Consider the following 24,596-nt stretch of genomic DNA (forward strand, 5'->3'; position numbering starts at 1 on the left):
GGGGGCATGAGCGCGCCCGAGCCGTCGGTACGGCGCCGGACCGACCGCCATGTCACCCAGCTGACCCTCGACCGGCCCGAGACCCTCAACGCCCTCACACCGGACGGGCGCGACCGGCTGATCACGCTCCTCGGCGAGGCCTCGGCGGACCCGGGCGTGCGGGCGGTGATCCTGACCGGGGCGGGGCGCGGCTTCTGCGCCGGGGCGGACCTGCGCGGCGGCGGCTCACGCGGCGAACGGATCGCCGGGGACGTGGCCCGCACCCTGCGCCTCGGGGCCCAGCGCCTGGTGGCCGCCGTCCTCGACTGCGAGAAGCCGGTGATCGCCGCGGTCAACGGCACGGCGGCCGGGCTCGGCGCGCACCTCGCGCTCGCCTGCGACCTGGTGCTGGCGGCCGAGTCGGCGCGCTTCATCGAGGTGTTCGTCCGCCGCGGCCTGGTCCCCGACGGCGGCGGCGCCTATCTGCTGCCCCGCCTGGTCGGCCCGCAGCGCGCCAAGGAGCTGATGTTCTTCGGCGACGCGCTCACCGCGGCCGACGCCGAACGCCTGGGGCTGGTCAACCGGGTCGTCCCGGACGCGGAGCTGGACAAGACGGCCCGTGACTGGGCGATGCGCCTGGCCGCCGGCCCGACCCGCGCCCTCGCGCTCACCAAGCAGCTCGTCAACGCCTCCCTGGAGTCGGACCGGGCCACGGCCTTCGCCGCCGAGGCGGCCGCCCAGGAGGTCAACATGACGACGAGGGACGCGCAGGAAGGCGTGGCGAGCTTCGTGGAGCGCCGGGCGACCGACTTCAGGGGACGGTGACGCGAGCCCGGTCCACGGGTCCGCACCCCTTCCCATCTGACGTACCGTCAGCTTCAATGAGGACATGATGGGACATGCGGGAATGGCGGCCGCCGCCGTCCGTTACCTCCGGGCGGGACCGGTCGAGCCGCTGCCGCGCCCCGCACTGCGCTGTGTGCGCGACGACGAGCGCGCGCCCGTCGACCCGGCCGAGTTCCGCAGGGTGCTCGGGAGCTTCGCCTCCGGGGTGACCGTCGTGACGGCGCCGACGCCGGAGGGGCCCGCCGGGTTCGCCTGCCAGTCCTTCTCCTCGCTCTCCCTCGATCCGCCCCTGGTCGCCTTCATGGTCGCCCGCACGTCCACGACCTGGCCGCGCATCGCCCGGGCCGGCGTCTTCTGCGTCAACGTGCTCAGCGCCCGGCAGGGGGCCCTGTGCCGCGCCTTCGCGGTGAGCGGCGCGGACAAGTTCGCGGGAGTCGACCACGACCCGGCCCCGGTCTCGGGCGCCCCGCGCCTGACCGGCGCGCTCGCCTGGATCGACTGCGCGATCCACGCCGTCCACACCGGCGGCGACCACCTGGTCGTCGTGGGCCGGGTGAACGCCCTCGGCACGGGCGAGGACGCGGACGAACCGCCCCTGCTGTTCCACAGGGGCCGGTTCCTCTGACCCGCCCGCCGTCCGCCGCTCAGTTCACGTACTCGACGACCTGCATCATGCCTTCGTCGCCGTGCTGGAGCTGGTGGCAGTGCAGCATCGAGCGGCCGGTGAAGTCCTCGGCGCGCAGCCGGAAGGTGACCGAGCCCTTCGGCGGGACGGCGACGGTGTCGTGCCAGATCGGCGTGGCCAGCCGGCGGTTGTCGACGGCCGTCAGGAGGAAGTGGTTGGTGTGCAGGTGGAAGGGGTGGTGGCTGTGGGCGTGGGAGTCGTTGACGACCGTCCACTCCTCCACCTCGCCGAGCCGCACCCGCTGGTTGACGAGGTCGGGCGAGTAGCGGCCCCAGGCGGTGTCCTGACGACCGCCCCGGGCGTCGGCGGGCGGCGTCTCGCCGTCGCCCAGGATGCGGTAGGCGTTCGGGAACGCGCCGGAGAAGACGTTCTCGTAGCTGCGGAAGGTCAGCGTGCGCCTGCGGGTGGGCTCGGGCAGCTCCGGGGGCCGGCCGGGCAGGGCGGCCGGCAGCGCCATCGAGCGGGCGGCTCCCGTGACGACGAGCGTGAGCAGGTGCTGGGAGGGGCCGCCGCCGGTCAGCTGGTAGGTGCCCGGTCTGCCGCCCTTGACCAGCACGTCCACCCGGCCGCCCATGGGCAGCGTCAGTCCGGTCGTCGCGACGGGTTCCATGAAGGTGACGCCGTCGCAGGCGATCTGATGCATCTCCTGCCCGGCCAGGCTCAGGAAGTGCGCCGTGAGCGCGCCGGCGTTGACGATCCGCCAGCGCTGGATCTCTCCCGGGGCGATGGTCAGCACGGGGTTCTTCACTCCGTTGACCAGGAACGTCGAGGCGATGCCGTCGTAGACGCCGTGCGAGGTCAGATCCGGCACCCGCCCGCCGGACACCTTGAGTTCGCTGACGCAGACGACGACCTCGCGGGCGGCGGCGATCTCGGGGACCTCGTCGACGTCCCCCTCGACGACGAGCACGCCCGCCATGCCGCCCAGCACCTGGGTGGCGGTGGATCCGTGGTGGTGGGGGTGGTACCAGTAGGTGCCGGCCGGGTGGTTCACCGGGACGTCGACGCGGGTGCGGTAGCCGGCGGCCGTCCCTCGCACGGCGGCGGGCTCGAAGACGCGGAAGACGTTGTCCGCCTCGCCCGTCGGGTCGACGTGCATGCCGTGGGTGTGCAGGTTGAAGCTGTTGAAGTGGTGCGGGAGGTTCATCTCCTCGTGCGTCGCGTCGCCGTTCGCCGGCAGCGCGTTGACCTGGGTGATGTCCAGGGAGTCCCCGGGGTGCACGCGCAGCGTCGGCCCCGGCACGGTCCCCTCGTAGGTGCGCGTGGACACCCGGCCGACGCCGGGGACGTCCAGGTCGGTGAACCGGACGGTCAGCCGGGTCGTCAGCCGCCCCGTGTCGGGCGACGAGCTGCGCGTCTCCGGCTCGGGGAAGGGCGGATCGGCCGCCTGCCGCGCCGCCGCGGGGGGACTCGCCGCCCCCGCGGCCACGACCGCCCCGGCGGCGAGAGGCAGGCTTTTCAGTACGCCACGACGGGACAGGGCTGTCATGAGGCGCCTCCACAGGCAGCGAACGGCAGAGCGGGTCGGAGAACCTCACATTACGGAAGGTAGCCGCCCGGCACGTGGAGTAGTCACCGGCGGGTTGCGCGCCCGCCCCACCGTCGCCTCCGCCCCGCCGCCGCCTCCGGGCCGCCGCCGCGTCAGGCAGCGGCGGCGGCCGGGGCCGGGGAGCCCGTCGCGACCGCGGGCCGGCGCCGGATCACCAGCGCCATCAGCGCGGCGGCGGCGCACAGCGCCCCGGAGCCGTACCAGACCACGTCGTAGGAGCCGAACGCGTCCCGGGCCACGCCGCCCAGGAAGGCCACCAGGGCCGCGCCCACCTGGTGCGAGGCCAGGACCCAGCCGAAGACGATCGCGCTGTCCTCGCCGTAGTGCTCACGGCACAGGGCGAGGGTGGGCGGGACGGTGGCCACCCAGTCCAGGCCGTAGAAGACGATGAAGAAGATCATCGGAGGGTGGACCGACGGGGCGAGCAGCATGGGCAGGAACAGCAGCGAGACGCCGCGCAGCGCGTAGTACACGGCGAGGAGCCGGCGCGCCTCGAAGCGGTCGGTGAACCAGCCGGAGGCGATCGTGCCGACCACGTCGAAGACCCCGATGACGGCGAGCAGCGAGGCCGCCGCCGTGACCGGCATGCCGTGGTCGTGGGCGGCCGGCACGAAGTGGGTCTGCACCAGGCCGTTCGTCGAGGCGCCGCAGATCGCGAAGGTGCCGGCCAGCAGCCAGAAGGGGCCCGTGCGCACGGCGGAGGCCAGCACCCGCAGGGTGCGGCGGGCGGCGCCCTGCACCGGCGCGGGCTTGGGCACGAACTCCGTCGCCCCGTAGGGCTTCTGGCCGACGTCGGCCGGGTGGTCCCGCAGCAGCAGCCAGACGAAGGGGACGACGGTGAGCGCGGCCAGCGCGACCGTCACGGCGGCCGGACGCCAGTCGTAGCGCGTGACCGTCCACGACAGCAGCGGAAGGAAGATCAGCTGACCCGAGGCGGAGGCCGCGGTCAGGATCCCGCTGACCAGGCCCCGCCGCTCGGTGAACCACCGGTTGGTGACCGTCGCGGCGAACGCGAGGGCCATCGAGCCCGAGCCGAGGCCCACCAGCAGGCCCCAGTACAGCATCAGCTGCCAGGCGGCCGTCATCCACACCGTGAGCAGCGAGCCGACGGAGATGACGGTCAGCGCGGCGGCGACCACCCGCCGGATGCCGAACCGGTCCATCAGCGCCGCCGCGAAGGGGGCGGTCAGGCCGTACAGCGCCAGGTTGACCGAGACGGCCGCGCCGATCGTGCCGCGCGACCAGCCGAACTCGTCGTGCAGGGGATCGATGAGCAGACCGGGGAGCGAGCGGAAGGCCGCCGCCCCGATGATCGTGACGAAGGTGACGGCGGCGACGAACCACGCCCGGTGGACGCGGAGCCGGAGAGGTCCGTCCTGCTTCGGTCGCCCTGCCGCCGCGGGCGTTTCGGTTGTCTGGGTCACGTCATCGAGCTTCGGCCACGCGCGCCCGCGGAACGAGTGGCCCGAAAGACAGCATTCGCTAGGATCGGGCCATGGCCGTAGATGAGGTCCCCTTCCGCCCCCACCGCGTCGTCGTGCTCGCGCTCGACGGTCTGCTCCCCTTCGAGCTGGGCATCCCGCACCGCATCTTCGGCCGCCCCAAGGACGCCGAGGGCAGGCTGCTGTACGAGGTCGTCACGTGCTCCGTGCGGCCGCCGGGCCCCGTCGAGACCGACGCCGACTTCGCCATCGACGTCGCGCACGGCCCCGAGGCCCTGGCCACCGCGGACACCGTGATCGTCCCGGCCTCCTACGAGCTGGGCCCGGTGTTCGAGCAGGGCGTCCTGACCGACGAGCTCGCCGCGGCGCTCGCCCGGATCCGGCCGGGCACGCGCCTCGCCTCCATCTGCACCGGCGTGTACGTCCTGGCCGCGGCGGGCTTCCTCGACGGCCGGCCCGCCACCACGCACTGGGCCGACGCCGAACGCCTCCAGCGGCTCTTCCCGCGCGTCGACGTCGATGCGGACGTGCTGTTCATCGACGACGGCGACGTGCTCACCTCGGCCGGCGTCGCCGCCGGGATCGACCTGTGCCTGCACATGGTGCGCCGCGACCACGGCACCGCCGTCGCCAACGACGTCGCCCGCCGCACCGTCGTGCCCCCGCACCGCGACGGCGGCCAGGCCCAGTACATCGAGCGCCCGGTGCCCGACCCGCGGCAGGCGACCACGACCGCCGCCCGCGCCTGGGCGCTGGACCGCCTGCACGAGCCGATCCTGTTGCGCGACATGGCCGAGCGGGAGTCCATGTCCGTGCGGACGTTCACCCGCCGCTTCCGCGAGGAGGCGGGGATCAGCCCGGGGCAGTGGCTCACCCGGCAGCGCGTCGAGCGGGCCCGGCACCTGCTGGAGTCCAGCGACCTGTCCGTGGACCGGATCGCCCGCGACGCCGGCTTCGGCACCGCCCAGTCGATGCGCCAGCACCTACAGGCCGCCCTCGGGGTCACCCCCACCGCGTATCGCCGCACCTTCCGCACCGGCGGCGGCCGCGAGGCCGGGAGCGGCCGCCCGCAGGTCGCCGGGCGCGCCGGCCACCGCCCGGCCGGCGCCCCGGTGTGACCGCGCGGCCGCCCGCGTCTCGCCCCACCAGCCGACCGCGGTGAGCAGCAGGGTCAGGGCCACCCCGGCCAGCATCGCCGTGGACGGCGCGACCGTCCGCAGCAGCGCGCCCGCCAGCGAGCCGGTCGCCGCGTACCCCGCGCCCGCGGCCGCGTACATGACGGAGTAGCCGGCGGCCAGGGCGTGCGGCGGCAGGGCCTCGCGCAGGGACAGGTTGCGGGTCAGCATGGCCGCCGACTGGAGCGTGCCGCCCACGACCAGCGCCACGGCGACCCCGGCCGCGCCCGGCGACAGCGCGGCCGCCGTCACGCACACGGCCACCCCCGCCATGAGCACCACGCTGCGGGTGCGCAGCCGGCCCGGCCAGGCGCGCAGGCCGTGGACGAAGCCGCCGATCCCGCCGCCCACCGCCATCCCGGTCAGCAGCGGGCCGGACCAGCCGACGCCTACGCCGCGCTGTTCGAGCAGGGCCGGCAGCACGAGTTCGGCGAGTCCGAGCAGGGCGAGACTGGCAGCGCCCGTGACGTAGACCGGCCAGGCGCCGGCCAGCAGCCGCGGCAGCGGCCCGCCGAAGGGACTCCCGCCGCCCGCACCGCCCTCGGCGCTTCCGCCGTCCCCGTCCCCGCCGCCGCCCCAGGCGGGCGGCAGCAGCCGCAGGCCCCCGACCGACGACGCCATCAGCGCGGCCGCCAGCAGCAGCGGGACGCGCGGCGCGACGCCGAGCGCCAGACCGGCGACCGCGGCCGGGGAGAGGGCCCACACCCCGGCGGTCAGCATCGACTCCACCGACAGCGCCTGCGCCGTCGCCCGCTCGGGGACGAGCGAGGTGAGCAGGGTGCGCAGCCCGCCGGTGGCGGCGGCCGGGGCGGCCCCGGCCGCGACGGCGAACCCGCACAGGATTGCCGGATGCGCGTCCGGCAGCGCGCCGAGCCCCGCGAAGCCCAGGGCGCCGCAGGCCAGCCCCCGGGACAGGTCCGCACGGGCGCGCTCGTGGCGCAGCCGCAGCCCGAGAACGGGCGCGCCCACGATCTCTCCGATCACATAGGCCGCCGCGAGGGCCGCGCCGAGGGTGTAGCCGCCGGGACGCTCGCGCACCAGGAACACCAGCGCCAGCGGGGCCATGGCGACCGGCATGCGGGCGCCGACGGCGGTGCAGGCCCACGTCAGGACCTGCCGGGAGGCGACGTCGCGGTAGCTCATGACCCGACCGTAGGGGGCGGCGCCGACATCGCCCCAGAGGTTTTCCGCAGCCTGTGGACAACCCCGGCCGGCCGCACCCGCCGGCGGTCAGAACGTGAGCACCGCGCGGGCCACCCGGCCCGCCTCCGCGTCCGCCGCCGCTTTCTCGAAGTCCTCCACCGGGTAGGTCTGCGTGACGAGTTCGTCGAGCAGCAGCCGCCCCTCGCGGTACAGCTGCGCGTACAGGGCGACGTCGCGCTGCGGGCGGGAGGCGCCGTAGCGGCAGCCCAGGATCGACTTGTCCAGGAACAGGGAGGACACGAGGAAGGACGCCTCGGCGGTCGCCGGCGGCACCCCCAGCAGCACCGCCTGACCGTGCCGGTCGAGCAGGTCGACGGCCGTACGGATCAGTTCGACCCGGCCGACGCACTCGAAGACGTGGTCCGCGCCCGTCGGCAGCACCTCGCGCACGCCGTCCGCCGACGGCAGGAAGTGGGTGGCCCCGAACCGCCGGGCCGCCGCCTCCTTCGCCGGGTTCGCGTCGACGGCGACGATCCGCGACGCGCCCGCGATCCGCGCGCCCTGGAGCACGTTGAGCCCGATGCCGCCGGTCCCGATGACGACGACGCTCTCCCCGTGCCCCACCCGCGCGCGGTTGAGGACCGCCCCGACGCCGGTCAGCACCCCGCAGCCGATCAGCGCGGCGGACGTCAGCGGAACGTCGTCCGGGATGCGGACCGCCTGCACCGCCTTGACGACCGTCCGCTCGGCGAAGGCGGAGTTCGCCGCGAACTGGAACAGCTGCCGTCCCGCGCGCGAGAACGGCCGCTGCGGCCGCCCGATGGCCTGCCGGCACATCGTCGGCCGGCCCCGGTCGCACTCCGCGCAGGCCCCGCAGTTGGCGAGCGTGGACAGGGCGACGTGGTCGCCCGGCGCGACGTGGGAGACCCCCGCGCCGACCGCCTCCACCACGCCCGCGCCCTCGTGCCCGAGGACGACGGGCGTCGGGAAGGGGATCGTCCCGTCGACGACCGACAGGTCGCTGTGGCACAGCCCGGCCGCCGAGATCGCGACGAGCACCTCGCCCGGCCCCGGCTCGCGGACCTGAAGATCGTCGACGACCTCGGCCCGTTCGCCGTCGAACACCACGCCTCGCATCACACTGCTCCCCTCCGCCTCATCCCTTGGGTTGCCTGGGCAGACCGAGCACGCGCTCGGCGATGATCGTGCGCTGGATCTGGTCCGAGCCGCCGTAGATCGTGTCGGCCCGCGAGAACAGGAACAGGTGCTGCGCGTCGTCGAGTTCGTAGGGCGCGGCCGGCGACCAGTCCGCCGGGCCCGCGCTCGCCGCCGCTCCCCGCACCAGCATCGCCGCCTCCCCCAGGCGCTGGTGCCAGCCCGCCCACAGCAGCTTCGCCACGCTCGGCGCGCCCGGTCCGCCCGAACCCCCCAGCGTGCGCAGCGCGTTCCACCGCATGGTGCGCAGCTCCGCCCACAACCGCACCAGCCGTTCGCGCACGACGGGGTCGTCGGCCGCGCCGCAGGCCACCGCCGTGCGCACCACCCGCGCCAACTCCTCCGCGAAGCCGATCTGCTGGGCGAGCGTCGACACCCCGCGCTCGAAGCCGAGCAGGCTCATCGCCACCCGCCAGCCGTCGCCCTCCGCGCCGACGACGTGCTCGGCGCGCGCGTGGGCGCCGTCGAAGAACACCTCGTTGAAGTCGCTGGTGCCGGTGAGCTGCCGGATCGGGCGCACGTCGATGCGGCCCGGCTGGTCCATGGGCAGAAGCAGGAAGGTGAGCCCGTGGTGCCGCGCGGACCGAGGGTCGGTGCGCGCCAGGACGAAGCACCAGTCGGCCTCGTGGGCGAGGGACGTCCAGATCTTCTGCCCGGTGATCCGGTAGATCCGTCCGTCGTCGCTCCGTCGCGCCCTCGTGCGCACCGCGGCGAGGTCGGATCCCGCGCCGGGTTCGCTGTACCCCTGGCACCACAGCTCGGCGCCGGCGGCGATCGGCGGCAGGAAGCGCGCCTTCTGCCGCGCCGTGCCGTGCGCGAGGAGGGTGGGCGCCAGGAGGTTCTCCCCGATGTGCCCGGACCGGGGCGGGGCGCCGCAGCGGGCGTACTCCTCGGCCCAGGCGACCTGCTGGGTCAGGGTCGCGGTCCGGTTGCCGTACCCGCCCTCCCCCCATCCGAGCCCGACCCATCCGGCCGCCCCGAGGACGCCTTCCCAGGCGCGGCGGCCGCCGGCGAGCGGGACGTGCTCGGCGAGCCAGGCCCGGGCCTCGGCCCGGAACGCGTCGTCCGCCGACGTGAATCCGAAGTCCACGTTCCCTCCTTGGACAGGGGCGGCCGGCGCCCTGCGGGGGCGCGGGCCTGCTTCGAGGTGCGGCTGCGCCGCGTGGGCGCCCCGGCCGCGAGACGGCGGCCGGCGCCCGTCGGAGCGCGCGAGGACGCTCAGGCGTTGGGCCGGCTCCCCTCCCGCGCCGCCCGGGCCATCTCCTCCAGCCGCGCGAGCATCGGCATGGGGTCCACCCCGACGGTCCCGGGCAGCGCGTCGGCGATCCGCTCCGGCGTCCAGGAGCCCCCTTCCGCGTACACCGAGCGCAGTTCCCTCGGCTGCGCCCACACCGCGATCCTCGGCCCCGCGACGGTGTACACCTGCCCGGTGACCCCGGCCTCCCGCGCCCGGTCCGACAGCAGGTAGACCACGAAGGCGGCCACGTCCTCCGGCTCGCCCATCTCCGCCAGTTCCATGGGCACGCCGGCCGACATGCGCGTGCGGGCCACGGGGGCGACCGCGTTGGCCGTCACGCCGTACTTGTGCAGGCCGAGCGCTGCGCTGCGCACCAGGGAGATGATCCCGCCCTTGGCCGCGCTGTAGTTGGCCTGGGACACCGAGCCCTGGTGGTTGCCGCTGGTGAAGCCGATCAGCGTGCCGGAGCGCTGCGCGCGCATCACCGCCGACGCGGCCCGGAACACCGTGAACGTGCCCTTGAGATGGGTGGCGACGACCGGGTCCCACTCCTCCTCGGACATGTTGAACAGCATGCGCTCGCGCAGGATCCCGGCCACGCACACGGCCCCGTCGAGCCGTCCGTACGCCGCCAGGGCCGTGTCCACGACCCGTTGTCCGCCCGCCATGGTGGAGATGTCGTCGGCGACGGCGACCGCCTCCCCGCCGGCGGCCTCGATCTCCTTGACGACGCCCTCGGCGATCTCGCTCGCGGGGGCGGCCCCGTCCACGCCGACGCCGTAGTCGTTGACGACGACCCGCGCGCCCTGCGCCGCCGCGGCGAGCGCCACCGCCCGTCCGATGCCCCGTCCCGCGCCCGTGACGGCGACGGCCTTGCCGGCCAGGAAGTTCGCCATGCCCAGCCCCCTCCCGAAGTTTCTGACGGACCGTTAGATTCTGGATGCGAGGACCAGACTGACCCGTCGCAGGGTCGGGGACAAGCCCCGGGGAGGCACGTAATGACACTGCCGGCCGAGTTCCACGACATCGCCAAGCGCGTGAACAACTGGGGGCGTTGGGGGGCCGACGACGAGATCGGCACGCTGAACCTGATCACCGACGACGTCGTGCGGGCCGCGGCCGCCGAGGTCCGCACCGGCCGGCGCGTCGCGCTGGCCCTGCCGCTGCGGGAGGACGGCGTGCAGACCGGGCTGATCCCGGGCCGGGTCAACCCGCTGCACGCCATGGTGCAGATCAACCAGGAGATCTTCGGCCCGGGCACGGTGGCGTGCAGCGACGACGCCGTGACGATGGGGCTTCAGGCCGGCACCCACTGGGACGCCCTGTCCCACGTGTCGCACTCGGGGAAGCTCTACAACGGCCGCCCGGCGGCCGCCGTCACGGCGCACGGCGGCGCCGGGTTCTGCGGCATCGACAAGGTGGGGCACGTCGTCTCGCGCGGGGTGCTGCTCGACGTGGCACGCGCGCGCGGCGTCGACCGGCTGGCGGGCGACCACGCGGTCACCCCGGAGGACCTGGACGCGGCGGAGGAGCTGGCGGGCACCCGGGTGCGCGCCGGCGACGTGGTCCTCGTGCGCACCGGGCAGATCCAGGTCTACCTGGGCGGCGACCGGCACGGGTACGGCTATCCGTCCCCGGGGCTGTCGCTGCGCACGCCGGAGTGGTTCCACGCCCGGGACGTGGCCGCCGTCGCCGACGACACGCTGACGTTCGAGATCTTCCCGCCGGAGATCGAGGACCTGTGGCTGCCCGTGCACGCGCTCCACCTGGTGGAGATGGGGATGATCCAGGGCCAGAACTGGAATCTCGAAAAGTTGTCCACAGCCTGTGGAGAAACCGGGCGCTACGCCTTCCTGCTGTCGGCGATGCCCGAGCCGTTCGTCGGCGGCACGGGCACCCCGGTGGCCCCCGTGGCCGTGCTCTGAAAGGGGACTCGGGCGGGGCGCCCCGGAGGTCGGGGCCCGCAGGGGCGTCGGCCGACGGTGCGCGGCCGTCCGCCCCGAGCACGGCACCGCGCACCGCCATCCGACTCCGGCGCACCCCCCCGACTCCCCTCGGGCCCTGAGGAAGCCGTCGGCGCCGAATCACGACCCACGCTCGACGAGGGCCCCCGTCACCGAGGCCCTCGCCGTCCCCTCACGGCGAATCGCTGCCCACAAGGGTGATCAAACGGACACCTCACGTCAACACCCGGACGGCGATTTGTTACTTACGTCCGATTCGCATCGGGCGCGCACGGGAGCACGGGCGGGCGCACCGCCCCGGCGCGGAGGAAGGAGCGGTGAGGCCCGGCTTCCGCGCACACCACGTCCCGCCGGGCGTTTCCCGACCGCGCGCCACTGTGAGCGCGCGATCGCGAGCGTGCGCCGACGGCTCGTCACACCACCTCGTAGGCGAGGCCTCCGTAAGCCGGTGCGGGCTCGGCGCGGACCGCGAGCGCGCGTTCGGCCACCACCGCGCAGTCCGCGACGCCGCCCCGGTCGGCCGCCGTCCGGCCCGGCGCGGCACAGCGGTCGAGCTCGCACCAGATGCGCTTGCCCGCACCCTCGACGTTCCAGCCCCAGCGGTCCGCGAGTCCGTCGACGAGGGCCAGGCCGCGGCCGCCGGTCGCCTCGTCCCCGGCGCACCGGGGAACCGGGGCGCGGTCGCTGGCGTCCGCCACCTCCAGGCGGACGACGGACGGCCCGCCCGCGGCGTCGGGCAGGGAGAGCCGCAGCACCGCCGGACAGCCGGTGTGCACCACGGCGTTGGTGACCAGCTCCGAGACGAGCAGGATCAGCGTCTCGGCGAGCGGCTCCTCGTCCCCTATCCCGGACCCGGCGAGGCGCGAACGGGCCCACCTGCGGGCGCGCCCCACCTCAGCGGGGTCGGGCCGGATCTCCAGTTGCACTTGAAGCACCTGCACCGCTCACACCATCCGAACCGGCGGACACATGGCCGTGCGCCACGCGAGCCACGCGATCCGCGTGGGCACCATGACGACGGGGGCCACGATCGTAGCCATTTTCTGCATGGCCAGAACAACAGCCAGAGGCAGGGTGACGGAACGTGAATCCCTGAGGAGACAGCTTGGTTGACCTACAGTCACCCCAACAAGCGCTTCGGGCATATTCCATCGCGAAGGAGTACCCGTGCGGCATACTGTGCGACGCTCGTTGCGGGGAGTCGAACAGGCGGGGGCGAGAAGGCCGTCCGCCCTGCGAGCGGCGGCGCGCACCGCCGGATCCGGCACCGCCCCAGGGGCACCGCCGGCATGGCTCATGCTCGGAACCACTCGCATCCCACAGAAGGTACCGGAGCCGCCCGCCGACTCCGGGCCGTGACGGGTCACGCATCGGACACAACCCGGTATCAACGCTCCGTGATTCCGGTATGCCACAATCCGCGACATCCGCGCGGCCGCCCGTCCGCCGGGCGCGCCGTCACCGCGGGCGGGCCCCCTGACGGTCCGTCGCGGACAGCAGATCGCGCGCGAGCAGCTCCTCACCCTCCGCGCCGCCGCCCGCACGACGGGTGCGCACCCAGGCGCGTTTCAGCAGCAGATGGACGTCCGATTCCCAGGTGAAGCCCATGCCGCCGTGCACCTGGAGGCAGTCGCGCGCGCCGCGCACGGCCGCCTCGTCGGCGAGCAGCCGGGCGGCCGCGATGTCGGCCGGGTCCGCGGTGACGGCGGCCGCGTAGACCGCGGCGCGGGCCGTCTCGACCCGCACCAGCAGGTCCGCGCACAGATGCTTGACCGCCTGGAAGGCCCCGACGGGCCGCCCGAACTGCTCACGCGCCCGGGCGTGTTGCACGGCCGTCTCGCACGCGCGCGTGGCCGTCCCGAGCTGCTCCGCGGCGGTGAGCAGGACCGCCACGGGATCCGCGGCCCCGCGCGCGGGGACCGTGTGCAGCGGGGTGAGGGGGTCCACGCCGTCCAGCGGCACGGCCCCGGCGGCGTCGCCGCGCACGACGTCCGCCTCGGCGAGCCACTCCACGAGGCCGCCGCCGTCGACGGCCGCGACGACGGTCTCCCCCTCGGCCGCTCCGGGCACCTCGCCCGCCGCGAGGTGCGTGGCCAGCAGGGGACCCGGCAGCAGGGCCCGGCCCGCCTCCTCGAAGGCCAACACCGCCTCCGGCAGCCCGAGTCCCACGCCGCCGTCCGCCTCGGGCAGCCGCAGCGCGAAGAACCCGGCGGCGCCCAGCTCGCGCCACAGCGCCCGGTCCAGCCGTCCCGGGCGGTCCACGGCGGCCCGCAGCGCCTCCCGGTCGAACCGGCGTGCCAGCAGTGTGCGCACGCCGTCCCGCAGCGCGCGCTGGTCGTCCGTCGGCCGAAAGCGCATGGCGGACGGTCACCTCCCCTTCGGCAGTCCCAGGATCCGTTCGCCCACGATGTCGCGCTGGATCTGCGAGGTGCCGGCCGCGATGGTGTACGACAGCGAGGACAGCCGGTCGCGGACCCATGGGTGGCCGAGGTCCAGCGCCGCGTCGCCCAGCACCTCGGCGGCCGTGTCGTACAGCTCCTGGCGGGCCTGCGAGTACCGCAGTTTGAACACCGAGCCGCCGACGCCGGGCACCCCGCCCCGGACGGTCTGCGCCTCGCTCACGTTCCACTGCGTCAGCCGCCACAGCGCCCGGAACTCGGCGTTGAGGCGGCCCAGCCGCCGACGCAGGACCGGGTCGTCCCAGCTCCCGTCGCGGCGCGCCCGCCCGGCCAGTTCGCCCAGCACCCGCCGGCAGGCGACGACCTCGCCCACGAAGGCGGTGCCGCGCTCGAAGGACAGCGTCACCATCGTCACCCGCCAGCCGTCGTTCTCCGCGCCCACCCGGTTGGCGACGGGCACCCGCACCTCGTCGAGGAAGACCTCGGCGAACTCGGTCGAGCCGGCCAGGGTGCGCAGCGGCCGCACGGTGACGCCCGGGGCGTCCATCGGCATCGCCAGCCAGGTGATGCCCCGGTGCCTGGGGGCCCGCGGGTCCGTGCGGACGAGGAGTTCGCACCAGTCGGCTACCTCCGCGTGCGAGGTCCAGATCTTGGATCCGCTCACCACGTAGTCGTCGCCGTCGCGCCGCGCGCGCGTGCGCAGGGCCGCGAGGTCGGACCCGGCGTCGGGCTCGCTGAAGCCCTGGCACCAGACCTCCTCGCCGCGCAGGACCGGCGGCAGCCAGCGGGCCCGCTGCTCGGCCGTCCCCTCGGCGGCGATCGTCGGCCCCGCGTGCAGCAGCCCGACGAAGCCGGCCCCCACGTAGGGCGCGCCCGCCCGCTCCGTCTCCTCCAGGAAGATCAGCCGGAGGCCGGGCGGGGCCTCCCAGTGCACGTCGGCGTAACCGGCCTCGTACAGGGTCCGCTGCCAGCCGAGGTCGTAGGCGCGCCGGGCGGGCCAGTCGTCCGGGGAGGGCTTCGGCGGGAGCGCGGGCAGCGCCTTGGCCAGCCACTCGCGCAGCCGGGCCCGGAACTCCGCGTCCTCGGGGCTGTCCGAGAGGTCCATGGTCGTCGTCCCTCCTCGTCCGCGGCCGCCGCGCCGGCTACTTGTCGAGGTCCAGGCCGAGCATGCGGATCGCGTTGCCCCGCATCAGCTTGTAGACGGTCTCGTCGTCCAGGCCCTTGACGTGGTCGAGGGCGACCTCCTTGGTGTGCGGGAAGGTCGAGTCCACGTGCGGGTAGTCGGTCTCGAAGGTCGCGTTGTCGCGTCCCACCGCGTCCAGGGACGCGACGCCGTGCTTGTCGCGGAAGAAGCAGCAGAAGATCTGCCGGTAGTAGTACGTCGACGGCGGCTCGGGCACGAGGTCGCGCACCCCGCCCCAGGCGCGGTGCTCCTCCCAGACGTCGTCGGCGCGCTCCAGGGCGTAGGGGATCCAGCCCATCTGCCCTTCCGAGTAGGCCAGCTTGAGGCGCGGGAAGCGCACCAGGACGCCGCTGAACAGGTAGTCCATCATCGAGGCCATCGCGTTGTTGAACGACAGCGAGGCCTGGACGGCGGGGGGCGCGTCGGGGGAGGCGGCGGGCATCTGCGACGACGAGCCGATGTGCATGTTGACGACCGTGCCGGTCTCCTCGCACACGGCGAAGAACGGGTCCCAGTAGCCCGAGTGGATCGAGGGCAGCCCGAGGTGGCTCGGGATCTCGGAGAAGGTCACCGCGCGCACCCCGCGGGCCGCGTTGCGCCGGATCTCGGCGACCGCGAGGCCGACGTCCCACAGGGGGATCAGGCACAGCGGGATCAGCCGGCCGCCGCTGCCGCCGCACCACTCCTCGACCATCCAGTCGTTGTAGGCGCGCACGCAGGCGAGCGCGACCTCCTTGTCGTGCGCCTCGGCGAAGGTCTGGCCGCAGAAGCGGGGGAACGAGGGGAAGCACAGCGAGGCCTCGACGTGGTTGAGGTCCATGTCCGCCAGCCGGGCCTTCGGATCCCAGCAGCCGCGGCGCATCTCCTCGCGGGTGATGCCCTCCAGCGTCATCTCGTCGCGGTCGAAGCCGACGGCGGCGATGTTGCGCTTGTACGGGAACTTCAGGTCCTCGTAGATCCACCAGTCGGTGGGCGGGCCGTCCGGGTCCATGGTGATCTGGTACTTCCCGGCGACGTAGGCGAGCTCGCCGATCCCGGCGGTGAGGGGCTGCGGCCCCCGGTCCCGGTACTTGCGCGGCAGCCAGGTCGCGAACAGGTGCGCGGGCTCGATCACATGATCGTCGACGCTGACGATGCGCGGCAGTTCGGTGCTCATGGCTTCCCCTCCGCCTGGCGGTGCGCCGGTCGTCCGACGCGCTGTCGCCGACGTCATCTGATGGACCGTCAGATACGTGCTCCCCAGCAGGCTAGTCCGCGCCCCCTGGACCGACAAGCGGGCCGGCCCTACGCTCTGCCGAAAACCTGACAGTCCGTCAGCTAGGTCAGGGGGCCGACGTGAACGACACCGCCACCGCCACCGCCACCGCCCACGAGCTGAGCGGCTCGCGCACGCTCTGGGAGCTGCTCGCCCGCCGCGCCGACCTCACCCCCGGCCGCCGGGTCCTCCTCCAGGAGGAGCGCGCCCTGACCTTCGGCGAGCTGCGCGAGCGGGCCGAGCGCACCGCGGCCGGGCTGTACGACATGGGCGTGCGCCCGGGCACGGTCGTCGCCTGGCAGCTGCCGACCCGCCTGGAGACCGCCGTCCTGTCCTTCGCCCTGGCCCGGCTCGGGGCCGTGCAGTCGCCCGTCATCCCGTTCTACCGCGACCGCGAGGTGGGCTTCGCCCTGCGCGAGTCGAAGGCGGAGTTCTTCGCGGTGCCGGGCGTCTGGCGCGGCCACGACCACACCGCGATGGCCCGGCGGCTGGGCGCGAAGGGCGTCTTCGAGGCGTACGACGACCTGCCCGAGGGCGATCCGGCCGTCCTCCCGCCGCCGCCCGCCGAGGGTGGCTCGGTGCGCTGGATCTACTGGACCTCGGGGACCACCTCGGACCCCAAGGGCGTGCTGCACACCGACCGTTCGCTGATCGCGGGCGGCTCCTGCCTCGCCCACGCGCTCCGGCTGACCCCGGACGACGTCGGCTCGATGGCGTTCCCCTACGCCCACATCGCCGGGCCCGACTACACCGTCATGCTGCTGCTGTACGGCTTCCCGGCCGTGATGTTCGAGCACTTCGCGCTGCCGGACGCGCTGGAGGGGTACCGCCGGCACGGCGTGACGGTCGCGGGCGGGTCGACGGCGTTCTACTCGATGTTCCTCGCCGAGCAGCGCAGGCGGCCGGGCGTCCCGGTGATCCCCACGCTGCGGCTGCTGGCCGGCGGCGGAGCGCCCAAGCCGCCGGAGGTCTACCACGCCGTCGTGCGCGAGATGGGCGTGCAGCTCACCCACGGGTACGGGATGACCGAGGTGCCGATGATCACCATGGGGTCGCCCCACGACAGCGCGGAGAACCTCGCGACCACCGAGGGCCGCCCTCCGGCGGGCATGGAGATACGCGTGGTGGACGGCGAGGTGCGGCTGCGCGGGGAGGCCGTGTGCCAGGGGTACCTGGATCCCGCCCAGAACGCCGAGGCGTTCGACGCGGACGGGTTCCTGCGCACCGGGGACCTGGGGCGCCTGACCGGGAGCGGCCATCTGGTGCTCACCGGGCGGCTGAAGGACGTGATCATCCGCAAGGGCGAGAACGTGTCCGCGAAGGAGATCGAGGACCTGCTCGCCGCGCACCCGTCGGTCGGGGACGTGGCGGTGATCGGCCTGCCCGACGCCGAGCGGGGCGAACTGGTGTGCGCGGTGGTGGAACGGGCGCCGGAGCCCGCCGAGCCGCTGACCCTGGCGGCGGTGACGGCGTATCTGCGCGCGGGCGGGCTGTCGGTCCACAAACTGCCGGAACGGCTGGAGGTGGTGGATGCCCTGCCGCGCAACGACACGCTGCGCAAGGTCCTGAAGTACCGGCTCCGCGAACGCTACGCGCCGGCCGCCCGGCCGCCCGCCGCGGACGGCGGGCCGCACGCGCCTACTCGGGAACGGTGAAATAGCGCGCGAAGGCGGGGACGATCTCCGCCTCGCCGACCTTGCCGTCGGCGTCGGCGTCGAGGACGGCGGCGGCCCCGCGGGCGACCTCGTCGGGCGCTCCGAGGGCGTGCAGCACCCGGACGGTGTCCTCGACCGTGGCCCGGCCGTCGCCGTCCGCGTCCGCGACGTCCAGGGCCGCGTGCAGGAAGGGGCGGGCGATCTCGGCGAACCGCTCCGGGTTGTCGCGCAGGCGCTTGACCGCGCTGTTCACGAACTCGTCGCGGCTGATGCGCTGGTCGCCGTCGCGGTCGGCGATCCCGGCCATGCCCTGCCAGAACGCCTCGGCGCCCGCGTACAGGGCCTGCCCCTTGTCGGAGCGGGCCGCGGTCGCGAACTCCGCGAGCACCGCCTTGGCCGCGGCGGCGAAGTCCACGCGGTCGATGTAGCCGTTGCCGTCCTGGTCGAAGGTGGCGAACCGGGCGGCGATCCTGCGCTCGTACTCACTGCTGACCATGTCTGCTCGGGCCGCCTTACGTCGTCACGTCGTGGGTGGATGGTGCCTGTGTCTGCGGGTGGTGCGCCGGGTGAGGCCACAGGGGCGTCTCCCGGTGGGTCCGAAGGCGGCTCCCGGCCGCCGTCCGGGGGTGTTTCCCGGCGGGCGGACGCGAGTGTCTTCCGGCAGGGAGCGTACGACGCCCGCGACGTCCGGGTGGCCGGAAGGCGGACGCTGTGCCAGGACCGGGGGAATTTCGGGACACACGTGTGGCCCGGAGGCGCACGGCTCACGCCGAGAGGGGCTCGGTCCCGTCGTCCACGGCGTCGGCGAGGTCGCCGTAGACGTCGAACAGCCGGCGCACGCCCAGCGCGCCCAGGACCCGGTTGACGTGGGAGCCGTCGGCAGCGCCGTGCGCGGGGAGGATCAGCCGCAGCCGGCCCCGGCACGAGCAGATCAGCCGGCGGGCCGCGATCAGGACGCCGACGCCGCTGGAGTCGCAGAAGTACACGTCGGAGAGGTCCAGGACCAGACGATGGCGACCCTCGGCCACCTCGTCGTGCACCCGTTGCCGCAGCACGGGCGACGTCACCAGGTCCAGCTCGCCCGACACGTGGAGCACGGCCCATCCGCCCTGCTCGCCGCCGGTCACTGTGAAGGCCACCACCACGCCCTTCGTTCGCTGTAGCTGGCTGGGAACGGAAGCTGTCCCTTCGCTTCCTTGCAGCGCGGCTGCCCAGCGGCCGTGCCCCGAAACACCGGCGGAAAAACAGGAACCAACGGAAAGAGGCTTGTTTCTGTCATATGCAGTCCGGTTCGATCCTTATCTGTCGGGTAGGCACCGCCCATACCACCTCCCAACGGACAGGGGGCGCACATTGCAACAAAGGGGCGTGCATTGTCGTACCTGCCGACTACATTCGAGGAGACGGTGGACGCACGCTGGACACACGCACGACCGAGGGACGCACGGCCAAAGGGACGGACACGGGTGAGGGGGCCGCATGGCGAAAAAGGACGCACCGCCCCGCTGGGACCGCAAGATGCAGCAGCGGCTCGCGCGCGGTGAGGCGGCCGCCCTCGGCGAGCTCTACGACCGTTTCGCTTCGCTCGTGCACGGTCTCGCGCATCGCGTGCTCGGTGACGAACGGGCGGCGGACGGTATCACCCGCGAGGTCTTCGCCCACCTGTGGGAGCACCCCGACGCCTACGACCCCCGGCAGGGCCCGCTGCGCACCTGGGTCGCCACGCTGACCCACCGTCTCGCCGTGCAGCGCCTGCACGCCACCGAGACCGCCGCGCTGGCCGAGACCGGCCACGGCTCGGCCGAGGCGCGGGAGGAACTCGAGCGCAGGGTGCGGCACGCCTCGGTCGCCGCCCGCGCCGACTACATCGTCCAGGCCATGCCCGCGCCCCTGCGCGCCGCCCTGGAGCTGGCCTACTTCCAGCGCCGCGACTACCGCCAGACCGCGGCCGACCTCGGCGTCACCGAGGACGAGGCCCGCCGCCGGCTCCGCCTCGGCCTCCAACTGCTGTCCACGGCCCACGACACCGCGGCCCCCGGGGCCCCGCCCGGATACGGGGGTGCCGCGTGAGCGATGCGAACCCCCGGCTGTCGTACGACGGCGGCGAGGACGGCGGAGACCGCGGAGGCGGCGAGGACAGGGAAGCCGGGGAAGACAGGGTGCCCACCGCGATGAACGGGCCGCACGACACGAACGGACCGGGCGAGCCGGGCGCACCGGGGAGTCCCGGCGACGGCAGCGGCGACGACGGCGGCCGGGACGCCGCCGCGCGCCCCGGTCCCGGCCGCCCGCCGCGCATACCGCTGCCCCGCGCGTCCGTCGAGGACGGCGGGGCGCCGCTGCCCGCCGCGCCCCCGCCGCCGCTCCGGCTGGAGCACCCGGTCCTGAAGTCGCTGCTGGGGGCGTGGGCGCTGGCCGCCTGCTCCGCCGAGGAGACGGCCGCCGTCGAGGAGCACCTCGGGGACTGCGGCGCCTGCGCCGACGAGGCACGGCGGCTGCGCGAGGCCGTCGGCCTGCTCCAGCGCCCCGAGAGCCTCGACCTGGACCCCGGCCTGCGCACCCGTGTGCTCGACGGCTGTCTGACCCGCCGTCCGCCCCGCATCCCGGTGCCGCCCTGGGCCCAGTCGTACGACGCGGAGACGGCACGGCTGGACGCCCTGCTCCAGGACTTCGGGGACGCCGAGTGGCACGCCCCCGTGCGACTGCGCTGGTTCCGCGGCCAGGAGGCCACCAGCCGGCGCACCACCGTCGCCGGCGTCATCGCCCATCTCCTGGCGGTGGACGGACTGGTCGCCCTGGCCCTGGGACTCGACGACCCGCTGGAGACGGGCGCGACGCGGGAGACGGACGGGACGCGCGAGGCGGGCCCCGACGCGGACTCGCCGGGCGCGGTGGACGGGCCGCCGGGCACCCCGGCGCGCCGCACCGAGGCCTTCTGGGCCGGCTCGCGCTTCCCGCCGACCCGCTCCGTGCGCGGCCCCTGGCGCGAGCAGACCCACGCCCTGGTGCGCACGGTGTCCTTCACCGGCGAAGAGGGCCACGGCGCCATGCCGGTGTCCTACGGCGGCTTCGCCCTGCCCCTGCGGGACGCCCTGCTGGACCGCGCCTTCGAATGCTGGGTGCACGCCGAGGACATCGCCGACGCCGTCGACTACCCCTACGCGCCGCCTGCCCCCCGCCATCTGCACGGCATGATCGACCTGGCCGCCCGGATGCTGCCGCAGACGCTCGCGGCGCGCCGCCGCGCCGGGCTCGCCACGCCCTCGCACCACACCCGCCACCTGGTGAGCGCCGGCCGCCCCGGCCGCAGCCTGCGGCTGGAGATCGAGGGCTCGGGCGGCGGCCAGTGGCTGATCCCCCTGGACTCACCGGCCGCGGTGGGCTCCGCCGACCACGAGGTGGCCCATGTGGCCCTGGACGACGTGGAGTTCTGCCGCCTCGCCGCGGGCCATGTGTCGCCCGAGGAGGCGGCGGCGGGTCAGATCGGCGACCGCGAGGCGATCAGGGACGTGCTGTTCGCGGCGGCGAGCCTGAGCCGGATGTAGGGGCCGCCGCTGCGGAAAGCGCGCAACCGCCGGCCCGCCGGAACCGCTAGGGCGTGTTTCGAAAGTAGCGTCGTCCGCCCGGAGGGCGGGCCCGGCGGCGTCTGGTGCGTGCGATCGCAAGGCGGAGGGTCACCCCGATACTGGTTGTATCGGGGTGATCCCGACAACGCGGCTGGGGGTGCCCCCTCCGGGGGAGTGCGTGCCAGGCGTCGCCGGGCAGACGGGACTATCGAAACACGCCCTAGGCGAAGACGACCGTCCGCCGGCCGTTGAGCAGGATGCGGCGCTCCGCATGCCACTTGACGGCCCTGGCCAGCGCCTGGCACTCCACGTCCCGCCCGATGGCGACGAGTTGGTCGGGGGTGACGCCGTGGCCCACCCGCTCGACCTCCTGCTCGATGATCGGCCCCTCGTCGAGGTCGGCCGTCACGTAGTGCGCCGTCGCGCCGATCAGCTTCACGCCCCGCGCGTGCGCCTGGTGGTACGGCTTCGCGCCCTTGAAGCTCGGCAGGAAGGAGTGGTGGATGTTGATGATGCGGCCGCTGAGCTGCTTGCACAGGTCGTCGGAGAGGACCTGCATGTAGCGGGCGAGGACGACCAGTTCGACGTCCTGCTCGCGGACCAGCTCCAGCAGCCGTGCCTCGGCCTGCGCCTTGTTCTCCTTCGTCACCGGGATGTGGTGGAAGGGGATGTTGTACGAGCCCACGAGCTCGGCGAAGTCGGTGTGGTTGGACACCACGGCCGCGATCTCCACCGGGAGCGCGCCGATGCTGGCGCGGAACAACAGGTCGTTCAGGCAGTGCCCGAACTTGCTGACCATGAGGACGATGCGCATCCGGTCGTCGGCCCGGTTGATCTGCCAGTCCATGTGGAACGAGTCGCCGATCGCGGCGAAGCTCGCCCGCAGCTTGTCCACGGTCACCGGGGACTCGGCGGAGAAGTGGACGCGCAGGAAGAACAGACCCGTGTCGTGGTCGCCGAACTGCTGACTGTCCTCGATGTTGCAGCCGGTCATGAAGAGGTAGCTCGACACGGCGTGCACGATGCCCTGCTTGTCGGGGCAGGAGAGCGTGAGGACGTACTGGTCGGCGGGGGTCGCCGGGGCTCGGCCGGACTGCGCGTTCATGCCCGACAGGGTCGCATACCGCCCGGCGGCGTGGACAACCCGTCCCGCAGGGCGGAACGAGGCGGCCGCCCCGCGCCCCCGCCCGGCTCGCGCCCCCGAGCCGCCCGCCGAGCCATGCGCCGAGCCGTGCGCCGAGCCGCCAGGCACGCAGGCCGCTAAGCCGCCCGCGTCATGATCCGCAGGACCTCCAGCGTCCGCGGCGGCGCGTCCGGGTCGTCGCCGTCGCTCGCCGCCATGCGCACGTGCGCGTCGCGTGCCGCCCGCACCGCGTCCGGCCACGCCTGGTGGTCGACGTACGCGGAGACGGGGGCGTCCGGCCCGACCTGGTGCATGATCCGCAGCACGCGCAGCACGGCGGTGTCGACCAGGGCCGCCTCCTGCGAGTCGCGGAAGATCGTCCCGACGTACTTCTCGGCGGACCAGTTGTCGAGCCAGGTGTCCTCGACCAGGCGGTACACGGCGTCGGTGACGTCCCCGTACCCCTCGACGCCGGCCAGCCAGACGTTCTGCTGGAACGCCGGATCGGAGAGCATGTGCAGCGCGGAGCGCACATTGCTGCGCCAGCGCCACCACGGCATGTCGTTGAGTGGCATGCCGCCCATGGTGAACGAGCGACGGCCGCGACGGGAAGAGTTCTCCGAACCTTGCACGGTCACCGATCGTACGTTTCGTCGCCCCAGGAGCTTCACGGACCCCGGCAATTCACCTTCCCGTCACCGTCCGTCGACCGAGGGTCACTCCCGGGTTGGTGATGTGACGGAATCGTGCGTGTCCATGACCGGCAGGCGACGCACGTCCACGCGAGGCACCTTCCTCCCCAGGTCCTTCCGCTTCACCAGGTCCGTCAGAGCAGCCGCCCTCTCGGCGGGCGCACTGACCGCCTGCGCGTCGCTCGCCGTCGGCTGCGGGGTCGTCCCCGGCACCACGGGGGGTTCCGGGGACGACCCGATCGTCGTGATGACGTGGGCGCCCGAGGGGACGTCCGCGACCAACAAGCCGGGCATGCCCGCCTTCGCCCGCGCCTACGCCCGCTGGATCAACGCGGCCGGAGGCCTGAACGGCCGCAAGCTCAAGGTCCTGACCTGCAACGAGGGCAACGACTCGGTGTCCACCGCGAAGTGCGCCCGGAGGGCCGTCACGGAGCACGCGGTCGCCGTCGTCGGCTCCTACAGCCAGCACTCCGACTCCTTCTTCCCGCACCTGGAAGGCGCCGGCATCGCCTACATCGGCGGCTACGGCGTCACGAACGCCGAGTTCACCAGCCCGCTGTCGTATCCGGTCAACGGCGGCCAGTCCTCGCTGCTGGCGGGCCTCGGCAAGGAGCTCGCCGCGAGCTGCGGCCCCGTCTCGCTGGTCCGCCCCGACACCATCGCGGGCGACTCGCTGCCCACGATGCTCGACGCCGGGCTGACGGCGGGCGGACACCACGAGGCCGTCGACGAGCGGGCGCCCGAGGACGCCACCGAGTACGCGGCACAGGCCGAGACCGCCCTGACGCACGCCAACGGCGGCGGCGGCACGCGGACCGGGACCGGGGCGGCCGGGCAGGGCGGGGAGAAGGAGAACGGGGGCGCGGGCGCGGGCGGGAAGGACAAGGGCTGTGTGGTCACCGCGCTCGGGGACCGCACCAGCACCTTCATGGACTCCTTCCGCCGCACCCGCGACGACCATCCCGAGGTGCGCACCGCCACCGTCCTCGGCAGCGTCGACCAGACGGTGATCGACGCGGCCGGCGCCGGATCCGGGCCCTTCGAGGGCGCGTACGTCACGGGCTGGTACCCGGCGGCGAACGACCCCGCCTGGGCGCCGATGAAGAAGGTGATCAGCGAGGCGGCCTTCTCCGACACCCGGATCGACCCGGCCGACACCGGCGTGCAGACCACCTGGATCGCCTACACCGTGTTCCGGCAGGCCGTGGAGTCGCTGGCCGGCGGCGACGTGAACGCCGACACCGTGCGCGGCGCGCTCGACGACGGACTGCGGATCACCACGGGCGGCCTCACCCCCACCCTGCGCTGGCAGTTCTCCGCCCCGCTCGCCTCCATCGGCTTCCCCCGCCTGGTCAACGCCGACGTCACCGTGCAGAAGGTGCGCGAGGGCCGGCTCGTCGCGGCCCGCAAGGGCTTCGTCGACATGACGAAGATCCTCCAGAAGGCGGACGTGGACTGACCGCGGCGGCGGCCCGCTCCGCACGGGGG

General features: G+C 74.1%; 21 protein-coding genes. 8 read left to right on the top strand and 13 right to left on the bottom strand.

The annotated features are described in order from the left end of the window. Nucleotides 1-6: 6 nt before the first annotated feature. Both KMS84_RS19530 and KMS84_RS19535 read left to right on the top strand, forming a co-directional pair. Nucleotides 7-804 carry an enoyl-CoA hydratase/isomerase family protein gene (locus KMS84_RS19530; RefSeq protein WP_256917562.1) on the top strand — a complete coding sequence of 266 codons (798 nt, stop codon included), beginning with the start codon at nt 7-9 and terminating at the stop codon, nt 802-804. 67 nt (nt 805-871) lie between these two features. Beyond that, nucleotides 872-1,450 carry a flavin reductase family protein gene (locus tag KMS84_RS19535; RefSeq protein ID WP_256917632.1) on the top strand — a complete coding sequence of 193 codons (579 nt, stop codon included), beginning with the start codon at nt 872-874 and terminating at the stop codon, nt 1,448-1,450. A 19-nt stretch (nt 1,451-1,469) separates the two neighbouring features. Here KMS84_RS19535 and KMS84_RS19540 read toward each other — a convergent pair whose 3' ends face one another. After that, nucleotides 1,470-2,999, bottom strand: coding sequence for a multicopper oxidase family protein (locus KMS84_RS19540; RefSeq protein ID WP_256917564.1), 1,530 nt, complete (start codon nt 2,997-2,999; stop codon nt 1,470-1,472). 152 nt (nt 3,000-3,151) lie between these two features. Further along, nucleotides 3,152-4,483, bottom strand: a complete 1,332-nt coding sequence (locus KMS84_RS19545; RefSeq protein WP_256917565.1) for an MFS transporter — start codon at nt 4,481-4,483, stop codon at nt 3,152-3,154. Nucleotides 4,484-4,554: 71 nt separating this feature from the next. On the opposite strand from KMS84_RS19545, the gene KMS84_RS19550 reads away from it, so the two are divergent. Next, complete coding sequence (locus KMS84_RS19550; RefSeq protein WP_256917567.1) at nt 4,555-5,619, top strand: GlxA family transcriptional regulator; 1,065 nt, start codon at nt 4,555-4,557, stop codon at nt 5,617-5,619. A gap of 1,287 nt (nt 5,620-6,906) precedes the next feature. On the opposite strand, the gene KMS84_RS19560 is transcribed toward KMS84_RS19550, so the two are convergent. From KMS84_RS19560 to KMS84_RS19570, 3 genes are all read right to left on the bottom strand, one after another. Next, complete coding sequence (locus KMS84_RS19560) at nt 6,907-7,956, bottom strand: Zn-dependent alcohol dehydrogenase (RefSeq protein ID WP_256917569.1); 1,050 nt, start codon at nt 7,954-7,956, stop codon at nt 6,907-6,909. A 19-nt stretch (nt 7,957-7,975) separates the two neighbouring features. Then, a complete protein-coding gene (locus tag KMS84_RS19565) occupies nt 7,976-9,124 on the bottom strand; it encodes an acyl-CoA dehydrogenase family protein (protein WP_256917571.1) in 1,149 nt (382 codons plus the stop codon). A 128-nt stretch (nt 9,125-9,252) separates the two neighbouring features. Beyond that, a complete protein-coding gene (locus KMS84_RS19570; protein WP_256917574.1) occupies nt 9,253-10,167 on the bottom strand; it encodes an SDR family oxidoreductase in 915 nt (304 codons plus the stop codon). Nucleotides 10,168-10,269: 102 nt separating this feature from the next. Between KMS84_RS19570 and KMS84_RS19575 the strand changes: the two genes are divergently transcribed. After that, a complete protein-coding gene (locus KMS84_RS19575; protein WP_256917575.1) occupies nt 10,270-11,196 on the top strand; it encodes a cyclase family protein in 927 nt (308 codons plus the stop codon). 452 nt (nt 11,197-11,648) lie between these two features. On the opposite strand, the gene KMS84_RS19580 is transcribed toward KMS84_RS19575, so the two are convergent. The 4 genes from KMS84_RS19580 to KMS84_RS19595 form a co-directional block, all read right to left on the bottom strand. Beyond that, complete coding sequence (locus KMS84_RS19580) at nt 11,649-12,161, bottom strand: ATP-binding protein (RefSeq protein ID WP_256917633.1); 513 nt, start codon at nt 12,159-12,161, stop codon at nt 11,649-11,651. 532 nt (nt 12,162-12,693) lie between these two features. Continuing rightward, nucleotides 12,694-13,593: an acyl-CoA dehydrogenase family protein gene (locus KMS84_RS19585; protein ID WP_256917576.1), complete on the bottom strand. Its 900-nt coding sequence runs from the start codon at nt 13,591-13,593 to the stop codon at nt 12,694-12,696. 9 nt (nt 13,594-13,602) lie between these two features. Then, nucleotides 13,603-14,739, bottom strand: a complete 1,137-nt coding sequence (locus KMS84_RS19590; RefSeq protein ID WP_256917584.1) for an acyl-CoA dehydrogenase family protein — start codon at nt 14,737-14,739, stop codon at nt 13,603-13,605. A 37-nt stretch (nt 14,740-14,776) separates the two neighbouring features. After that, entirely contained in the window at nt 14,777-15,973 is a 1,197-nt protein-coding gene (locus tag KMS84_RS19595) for an amidohydrolase family protein (RefSeq protein WP_256917586.1), read from the bottom strand. 179 nt (nt 15,974-16,152) lie between these two features. On the opposite strand from KMS84_RS19595, the gene KMS84_RS19600 reads away from it, so the two are divergent. Beyond that, nucleotides 16,153-17,727 carry a class I adenylate-forming enzyme family protein gene (locus tag KMS84_RS19600; protein WP_256917592.1) on the top strand — a complete coding sequence of 525 codons (1,575 nt, stop codon included), beginning with the start codon at nt 16,153-16,155 and terminating at the stop codon, nt 17,725-17,727. On the opposite strand, the gene KMS84_RS19605 is transcribed toward KMS84_RS19600, so the two are convergent. Both KMS84_RS19605 and KMS84_RS19610 read right to left on the bottom strand, forming a co-directional pair. Beyond that, complete coding sequence (locus KMS84_RS19605) at nt 17,711-18,223, bottom strand: EF-hand domain-containing protein (protein WP_069769508.1); 513 nt, start codon at nt 18,221-18,223, stop codon at nt 17,711-17,713. The two genes, KMS84_RS19600 and KMS84_RS19605, sit on opposite strands and share 17 nt — an antisense overlap. Nucleotides 18,224-18,491: 268 nt before the next feature. Next, on the bottom strand, nt 18,492-18,872 hold the full coding sequence (locus KMS84_RS19610) for an STAS domain-containing protein (protein WP_256917593.1): 381 nt from the start codon (nt 18,870-18,872) through the stop codon (nt 18,492-18,494). Nucleotides 18,873-19,206: 334 nt separating this feature from the next. Here KMS84_RS19610 and KMS84_RS19615 point away from each other — a divergent pair, with 334 nt between their 5' ends. Both KMS84_RS19615 and KMS84_RS19620 read left to right on the top strand, forming a co-directional pair. Next, nucleotides 19,207-19,797 carry a sigma-70 family RNA polymerase sigma factor gene (locus tag KMS84_RS19615; protein WP_256917596.1) on the top strand — a complete coding sequence of 197 codons (591 nt, stop codon included), beginning with the start codon at nt 19,207-19,209 and terminating at the stop codon, nt 19,795-19,797. A 101-nt stretch (nt 19,798-19,898) separates the two neighbouring features. Next, nucleotides 19,899-21,272: a zf-HC2 domain-containing protein gene (locus tag KMS84_RS19620; RefSeq protein WP_256917634.1), complete on the top strand. Its 1,374-nt coding sequence runs from the start codon at nt 19,899-19,901 to the stop codon at nt 21,270-21,272. A 241-nt stretch (nt 21,273-21,513) separates the two neighbouring features. Here the strand turns inward: KMS84_RS19620 and purU are convergent, their stop codons facing one another. Beyond that, entirely contained in the window at nt 21,514-22,398 is an 885-nt protein-coding gene (gene purU, locus KMS84_RS19625) for a formyltetrahydrofolate deformylase (RefSeq protein WP_256917599.1), read from the bottom strand. A gap of 155 nt (nt 22,399-22,553) precedes the next feature. After that, the gene (locus tag KMS84_RS19630; protein WP_190150010.1) at nt 22,554-23,054 is read right to left on the bottom strand and encodes an SCO4402 family protein; all 501 of its coding nucleotides are present in this window, start codon (nt 23,052-23,054) and stop codon (nt 22,554-22,556) included. 118 nt (nt 23,055-23,172) lie between these two features. On the opposite strand from KMS84_RS19630, the gene KMS84_RS19635 reads away from it, so the two are divergent. Next, nucleotides 23,173-24,567 carry an ABC transporter substrate-binding protein gene (locus KMS84_RS19635; protein WP_256917602.1) on the top strand — a complete coding sequence of 465 codons (1,395 nt, stop codon included), beginning with the start codon at nt 23,173-23,175 and terminating at the stop codon, nt 24,565-24,567. The last annotated feature ends 29 nt before the right edge of the window (nt 24,568-24,596 follow it).

Source organism: Streptomyces hilarionis, from assembly GCF_024539675.1.
GTDB lineage: Bacteria > Actinomycetota > Actinomycetes > Streptomycetales > Streptomycetaceae > Streptomyces > Streptomyces hilarionis.

What these genes read in the sequence shown, in the direction of transcription:
- KMS84_RS19530 (WP_256917562.1), top strand. Translation starts at nt 7, where the DNA reads ATGAGCGCGCCCGAGCCGTCGGTACGGCGCCGGACCGACCGCCATGTC.
- KMS84_RS19620 (WP_256917634.1), top strand. Translation starts at nt 19,899, where the DNA reads ATGAACGGGCCGCACGACACGAACGGACCGGGCGAGCCGGGCGCACCG.
- KMS84_RS19635 (WP_256917602.1), top strand. Translation starts at nt 23,173, where the DNA reads ATGACCGGCAGGCGACGCACGTCCACGCGAGGCACCTTCCTCCCCAGG.
- KMS84_RS19570 (WP_256917574.1), bottom strand. Translation starts at nt 10,167, where the DNA reads ATGGCGAACTTCCTGGCCGGCAAGGCCGTCGCCGTCACGGGCGCGGGA.
- KMS84_RS19585 (WP_256917576.1), bottom strand. Translation starts at nt 13,593, where the DNA reads ATGCGCTTTCGGCCGACGGACGACCAGCGCGCGCTGCGGGACGGCGTG.
- KMS84_RS19535 (WP_256917632.1), top strand. Translation starts at nt 872, where the DNA reads ATGGGACATGCGGGAATGGCGGCCGCCGCCGTCCGTTACCTCCGGGCG.
- KMS84_RS19590 (WP_256917584.1), bottom strand. Translation starts at nt 14,739, where the DNA reads ATGGACCTCTCGGACAGCCCCGAGGACGCGGAGTTCCGGGCCCGGCTG.
- purU (WP_256917599.1), bottom strand. Translation starts at nt 22,398, where the DNA reads ATGAACGCGCAGTCCGGCCGAGCCCCGGCGACCCCCGCCGACCAGTAC.
- KMS84_RS19605 (WP_069769508.1), bottom strand. Translation starts at nt 18,223, where the DNA reads ATGGTCAGCAGTGAGTACGAGCGCAGGATCGCCGCCCGGTTCGCCACC.
- KMS84_RS19595 (WP_256917586.1), bottom strand. Translation starts at nt 15,973, where the DNA reads ATGAGCACCGAACTGCCGCGCATCGTCAGCGTCGACGATCATGTGATC.
- KMS84_RS19560 (WP_256917569.1), bottom strand. Translation starts at nt 7,956, where the DNA reads ATGCGAGGCGTGGTGTTCGACGGCGAACGGGCCGAGGTCGTCGACGAT.
- KMS84_RS19540 (WP_256917564.1), bottom strand. Translation starts at nt 2,999, where the DNA reads ATGACAGCCCTGTCCCGTCGTGGCGTACTGAAAAGCCTGCCTCTCGCC.
- KMS84_RS19615 (WP_256917596.1), top strand. Translation starts at nt 19,207, where the DNA reads ATGGCGAAAAAGGACGCACCGCCCCGCTGGGACCGCAAGATGCAGCAG.
- KMS84_RS19575 (WP_256917575.1), top strand. Translation starts at nt 10,270, where the DNA reads ATGACACTGCCGGCCGAGTTCCACGACATCGCCAAGCGCGTGAACAAC.
- KMS84_RS19550 (WP_256917567.1), top strand. Translation starts at nt 4,555, where the DNA reads ATGGCCGTAGATGAGGTCCCCTTCCGCCCCCACCGCGTCGTCGTGCTC.